The 6,179-nt window shown below is 56.9% G+C and carries 7 protein-coding genes; 6 read left to right on the top strand and 1 reads right to left on the bottom strand.

Annotated features, from left to right (window positions below):
- The 6 genes from IOB61_RS11960 to IOB61_RS11935 form a co-directional block, all read left to right on the top strand.
- Window positions 1-891 (top strand): CsgG/HfaB family protein (locus IOB61_RS11960; RefSeq protein ID WP_290816921.1); only part of this gene is annotated, 891 nt, incomplete at its 5' end.
- A 178-nt stretch (window positions 892-1,069) separates the two neighbouring features.
- Window positions 1,070-2,974, top strand: a complete 1,905-nt coding sequence (locus IOB61_RS11955; RefSeq protein WP_290816918.1) for a hypothetical protein — start codon at window positions 1,070-1,072, stop codon at window positions 2,972-2,974.
- An 83-nt stretch (window positions 2,975-3,057) separates the two neighbouring features.
- Complete coding sequence (locus IOB61_RS11950) at window positions 3,058-3,864, top strand: hypothetical protein (RefSeq protein ID WP_290816915.1); 807 nt, start codon at window positions 3,058-3,060, stop codon at window positions 3,862-3,864.
- 88 nt (window positions 3,865-3,952) lie between these two features.
- Window positions 3,953-4,528: a hypothetical protein gene (locus IOB61_RS11945; protein WP_290816912.1), complete on the top strand. Its 576-nt coding sequence runs from the start codon at window positions 3,953-3,955 to the stop codon at window positions 4,526-4,528.
- Window positions 4,525-5,253 (top strand): hypothetical protein, encoded by a 729-nt coding sequence (locus IOB61_RS11940; RefSeq protein WP_290816909.1) that lies wholly within the window; start codon window positions 4,525-4,527, stop codon window positions 5,251-5,253. The genes IOB61_RS11945 and IOB61_RS11940 overlap by 4 nt, the downstream gene beginning before the upstream one ends.
- A gap of 21 nt (window positions 5,254-5,274) precedes the next feature.
- A complete protein-coding gene (locus IOB61_RS11935) occupies window positions 5,275-5,571 on the top strand; it encodes a hypothetical protein (RefSeq protein ID WP_290816907.1) in 297 nt (98 codons plus the stop codon).
- Here the strand turns inward: IOB61_RS11935 and IOB61_RS11930 are convergent.
- Window positions 5,568-6,179: NAD-dependent epimerase/dehydratase family protein (locus tag IOB61_RS11930; protein WP_290816904.1), on the bottom strand; the 612-nt coding region annotated here is incomplete at its 5' end. The two genes, IOB61_RS11935 and IOB61_RS11930, sit on opposite strands and share 4 nt — an antisense overlap.

Here is a 6,179-nt window from a genome sequence, read left to right as displayed (position 1 = left end):
CGCGCTGTCAGCCAGGGCGGGACGTCCATCCTCATGCGGGCCTTGCAAGATGCCGGGCGGCGCAATTGGTTTACCGTTTTGGAGCGGGAGAACCTCTCTAACCTGTTAAACGAGCGGCAAATCATTCGCGAAATGCGTGAGCGTTATTTGGGTGAGACCAAGGTTAATCCCGAAGCGCTGCCTTCGCTTCTATTTGCCGGTGTAATTTTAAGTGGCGGGGTTGTGGGCTATGATACCAGCACGCTGACAGGCGGGGCAGGGGCAGGCTTCCTCGGCATCAATGCCCGCACCGAATATCGCCAAGATACGGTCACCGTGGCCCTGCGCGCAGTCTCGGTGCGCACGGGGGAAGTCTTAGCCCAGGTCACCACCACCAAATCCATCGCCTCCTATGCGGTGGGGGGCGGGGCCTTCCGCTATGTCGGTTTCAGAAAGCTTCTGGAAGCGGAAACCGGCATGACGACGAATGAGCCCGATCAAGTCGCGTTGCAGCAGGCCATTGAAAAGGCGGTCTATGCCCTGATCATGGAAGGGGCAGAGCAGCAATTATGGGCCTTTGCCGACGCCAAGCGCGGCAATGAACTTTTGGCCAGCTATCGCGATGAACGCGAAGGCAAGGTCACCGCCGAAGAAATTCGCGACGCGACCATAAAGGCCGAAAGGCGCCAAAAGAAGCAAATGAAACAAAAGAAACAAGGCAAGCAGGAGCCTGCCCGCAAGGTTGAGACCAGGCCGAGCGCTAATGCCAGCCCAGCGTCCCCCAAGATAGCCGCTGTCCAGCAAGTGCCGCTTCGCAGTCTCGAAGCCATCGCTGTGATGGAGCTTTCCTCTTCCGCCCCTCGCAATCCCGCGGCGGGCTCAACCGATCCGACCGCAAGGCCGGGAAATTAAGGGGGCGACGAGACAGATCAACCCTCTTGCATGCAGCCTTTAGCGTCTGTGATTACGCAGATCATTAAGGCCCTCAACAAAAACATCGTAAATTAACCTGTTGATTATGCTGGGTTATTCCGGCGCACAATCCCAAACAGTCAGGCATCCCGTCTGACTGAATACTGGAGCTATGAACATGAGAAACTTAATTATGGCGTCCGCCTCAGCCTTAGCGCTAATGGGCGCCGCCACGGGGGCAGCGGCCGATGTCGCAAATCCCTCGTCCACGGTGACCCAATCCGGCAGTAACAATAATGCCACGATTGCGCAGAGCGGTACTGCGAGCACGATTGCGGCGCAATCGACTGTTTCCCAAACGAATGCCAACAACCAGGCCACTGTGACCCAGACTGTCAATGCAGCCGGGCCAAAACTAGTCTCGGAAGTCGACCAGAAGGGAAGCGGCAACCGCGCTCTTGTCAATCAAACCCAGAGCGCTGCGTCGACTGGGGCCGTGAATTCCAAGGTCACGATCAATCAGTTCAGCACGAATGAAGCGGCCTTGGCACCCGCAAACGGTACGAACAGCTCGGCAACAGATGGCAATTATGCCTCCGCCACCCAATCGGGCGCTGGTTCCAACACCGCCACCATCAATCAGGGTCAGGCAGGCAGTCGCAAAAATGGCAATTATGCGACATCGGTCCAGGCGGGTTCGAGCAACGCAACCACGATCGATCAATTGGCAACGGACGCTTTTGCGACCACAGAACAGATTGGTTCAGGGAATACTTCGAACTTGACTCAGAAGGACAGCTTGGATTCGCCAGCCAATGACCCCAATGCGGTAATCTTCCAGAATGGCAACAACAATGAGTCCGGCGTCCTACAGGAATCTGGCAGCAGCTCGGATGGCAATCTCGATGTATCGGTCACCCAAAACGGCAATTCTGGTAAGTCTTATATCGACCAGATCGCGACCGGCGAAAACTCCAAAAATCTGAGTGCGACTGTGCTCCAAGAAGATACCAGTGTGGGAACAAGATCCAAAATTGTTCAGACAGCATCGGGGCCCAATACCAGCGATCTAGTGGCTTCGGTCACCCAACGCGGGACGATGACCACCGGCTATTCTGACATTAGGCAGACTGCCAGCAGCGATGGCTCAACGGATCTGCGGGCAACTGTGGAGCAAACCGGCAATGCCAAGTCGAATATCGACCAGACGGCCGCCGCTTCGCAGCGTGTCGGCAATCGGGGTGGTGATACGCTGGTAGCCCGGGTCATTCAGACCGGAGAAAGTGCCTCGCGCGTCACCCAGATGATGAACGAAAACACCGCCAACGGAATCTATGCGCCGCGGAATTATCAAGCGACGGTCACACAGACTGGGGCTGGCAATGACTCTACCGTGAAGCAGATCGATTCACTGGATACGCGCTGGGATAGTGACGACAAAAATCTAATTGCTACGGTTACCCAGAGCGGAGATGGTAACAACTCTGCCGTCTATCAAACTGGTTGGTCGGCCAATGCAACCGTCAGTCAGACTGGCAATCAGCATAAATCGGTGGTGCGACAAAATCTCGATGAGCTTGGTGTTGAAACCAATCTCGGTTTCGGCAGGGTCAATGTCACCCAAACCAATGTGGCTAACGAGGCCTATGTCACCCAGCGCGGCATCACTAGCGGCATTGGTGTCACCCAAAATGGTCAAAATGGCAAAGTTGTCTATGAACAGACCACGACAAGCAATCGGGCCAAAGGGACAATTATTCAGACTGCTACATCGCGCTTTGGCGAGGTCTATGTCACGCAAACAGGTGTTCGTAATCCGAGAGGCACTGGCCCGCTTGACGGGGAGAATGACGTCGATGTCACCCAAAGTGGCTCGAATGACAAGGCAAACGTCATTCAGGGTGGTGAGAACAATTATGTGAAAATCATCCAGACCGGCAACTTTGCGGAATCTGATGTGAATCAGAGTGGTGCAAATAATAGCACGGCCGACATCGTCCAGGGCCTCAGTAACGCCTTTGTTGGTGTGATCCAGGCGGGCACCGGCCATCTTGCCACTGTCACCCAGGGTCCGGCCCGCTAACCGCTAGGAAGGGAGTGGCCACTCGGTTGGATGCCACTCCGAGATTTTCCCAACCAAATTTACAGCCTTAAAGGAAAATTGACATGAAAGTCATCTTGAAATCTGCAGCCTCCGCTTTGGCGCTCGCATTGGTCGCAGGCGCGGCAGCTGCCACCCCGCTGCCGCCATTGAGCACCACGGTTAATCAACAAGGGACCAGCCAGGAGGCTACGGTGAACCAGAGAGCCTCGACCGGCACCGTGACTGTCGAGCAGTCGAACAATGACAACACGGCCACGGTGACCCAGAATACTGCTGCAGCCGCGGCCAGCGCCTTCGTCAAGCAAGTGGGTGATCGCGGAACCGTGGAAGTCACTCAATCGGGTGCCGACAATAAAAGTGAAGTTGTCCAAGCAGGCACTTTTGACACGCAACGCAATCGTGTCGAGGTCACCCAAGTTGGTGCTAGAGCGATCAGCCGCGTTGGCCGTAGAGCTGCTGGCACGGCTGCAGAGGTCGTCGGCCAGTCTGGTTTCAAAAACACCATCTCGGTTACCCAAACCGCCCTTGCTGACGATGCCCGCAGCGATCTCACACAAGGCGGAAATACCAATGAGATTACACTGGTTCAGAATGGCGCCCGCGCAGGGAGCGATATTACTCAATCTGGTTCGAGCAACCAGCTCTCTCTGACTCAAAATGGCGCAGGTGCGAGCAGCGACATTATTCAGCGTGGTTCTAACAATGAAATCACGGTTGTCCAAGACGGCACCGGCACGGTAAACTTAATTGATCAAGATGGCTCTGAAAACCGCATCGACGTCTATCAGTCGTTGGCTGGTGCCTATTCGTCGGTCACTCAGTCGGGCACTGGCAATGTCGCAACCGTCACCCAAGGTGTGCGGCCGTAAGCCAACTAACCCCAATCCGGCGCGGGCAGGGCGGCAATCGCCGCTCTGCCCAGCCTCTTTCTTTGATTGACGTCCAAGGATATTCGCTATGAAGGCATGCCTCACCGTCTCACTTGCGATTTTGGCTATGGCCTTTGCTGCCCCAGCCAAGGCCCAAACCGGGGTTTATGTGTCGCAGATCGGATCTGCCAATAGTGCCAAGGCAAGCCAGGATGCCAATGCGGTGGCGGGCTATGCCAAAATTGAACAGGATGGTGAGCGCAATGAAGCCGAAATCATCCAGCAAAATGGCAAACATGATGCGCGCGTGACGCAAAAGGGCACGCTGAATGACACGCTTCTGATCCAGCAAGGTACTGGCATGCATCAGGCAGTGATCAGCCAAACCGGTCAAAAGAACCAGATTGAGCTTGCCCAGATCTCCACCCTCGCCAGTCAATTTGCCTCGATCACGCAAAACGGCGAAGGCAATAAAGTCAATCTATCCCAAGACGGTGCTCCCAATAGTGCGACTCTAACCCAAAACGGCGACCGCAATGTCCTCAATCTTGCCCAAAATGGCGGTAGCACAATAAGTTGGACCCAGACTGGGAATGATCTTTCGTCTGTCGGGGTTTCGGTTGATGGCGCGCAAACCATGATCATCACACAGACCAAGCCATGATCACCCGCGTCCTTGCCCTTGTTGTTCTGGGCTTTGCCCAACAATCAGCCCCGTCAGAGCCTAGCGGGGAGAGCAAAGTCCGCGTCAGCCAAGCCGACGCGCCCGCACCAGTGGCCGCGCCCGCAAACCGCATTCTGGCAACACAGGTTTCGCCACAAAAGCCTGCTGCGAGCCCTTTGATCGCCGAACCGGCCATCTCGCCCCAGGCGGCACGCGGGCCGGTGAGCCAAGTCTCCAAAACGATTGAAGCGCGCAGCCCAACACCGCAATTGGCGCCAAAGGGGCCAAGCGCCGCCCCGCCGCCAGCCTTAAGTAAGCCCAGTCAGGGGCGCGATACGCGTGCGGCGGCTCTCAAAGGGAGTGATCGCTGCAGTGGGGCAGACGCGGCGCGCGAGTCCGAAATCTGTGCCCGTGTCATCGAAACCCGCAGCGCTGAGTTTGCGGCCCCAGATCATGAGCCTTTGTCGCCCGAACAACGCCTCTTGGCCAACCAAAATCTCCTCGATTCCGCGCCTTCAGACGTCAATGCCGCCGCCCGCAGGCTTTCGACCGGGCGCGAAGATGATACATTGGCGGCCTTGGCCGTGGCCAATCAAGCGCTGGCCAAGCCCGTCGTCGTCGACAGCCGAAAAGAAGACGAGACCAAGGCTACAGCCCCAAATGTCGTCGATGCCTTGGTGGCGGCCATTGTCCAACAAGCCAATGGTGGCATTCCGCCCAATTGAACCTCTAGCCGGAAGCTTGCCATGTCGATCGATCATGCCGTCGTGGCAGATATCAAAAGCACGCGCCTCAAGGGTCGTCTGATCTTGGAAGTCTATGTGCATGCTGGCCGCTCGCGGGCTTTGACGTGGCGGTTGCAGGCCGAAGTCGAAAGCCGTGGTGGTCGCAGTACCACCCAACAAGCGGGCCTCACCAATGGCCTGCAAACCGGCCCTGTCTGCACCCTCGCGCTCAATGAGGATGTGGTTGGCTTGGTTGAGCTGGAGGTGAGCGAAGACAATGTACAGCTCGCCCACCTCCGCTTACCCTTGACCGGCTAGGTCGCCTGATAGGCTTTCAGAGTGGCGGCAACGCCTTCGGCAAAGGGCGTTGGGTCGTTCCAGAAGCGGGCGGCGAATTTGCGGCTATCAACCTCATAACGGCGATCCCATTGAAAGCGCATCTCAGCCATTTCCCGCATCATGGGGCTAAACAACCCGATCAGGGGCAAAAGCGCCATGGGCAGAGTCGTTAGCTTGGGTGGCTTGCCCGTATGCGGTTCGGTTAAGGCTAAGATCGTGCGCGCGGTTTGGATGGGGGCGCAGGGGATATGCCAAGCTTGACCAAAATCCTCGTCGGGCGCGTGGAGGAGCGAGATCACCCCGCGCGCAATATCTGGCACATAGGCAAAGTCATGCTTTTGGTCGGGATCGATGATTAGCATGGCGGGCTTGCCCTTGGCCAAAGCCCCTAGCGCCAAGTCGCCTAAGTGGGATTGTGCAACCCCGGGCCCATAAAAGTCCGGTGCTCGCAAGGCAACAACCCGGACTCTGCCGGCTTGATGGGCCGCCATCCATTGTCGCGTGATAGCAGCCCGCACCGCTGGCTTTGCGCCATGGTCGGTTAGGGGCATGGTTTCCACAAGGGCTGTGCGCTGCGGGCCATACAT

It is taken from the genome of Aquidulcibacter sp. (assembly GCF_020253525.1).
Lineage (GTDB): Bacteria > Pseudomonadota > Alphaproteobacteria > Caulobacterales > Aquidulcibacteraceae > Aquidulcibacter.
The sequence above is the reverse complement of the archived record's forward strand: the minus strand, read 5'-3'. Positions and strand labels throughout refer to the sequence as shown.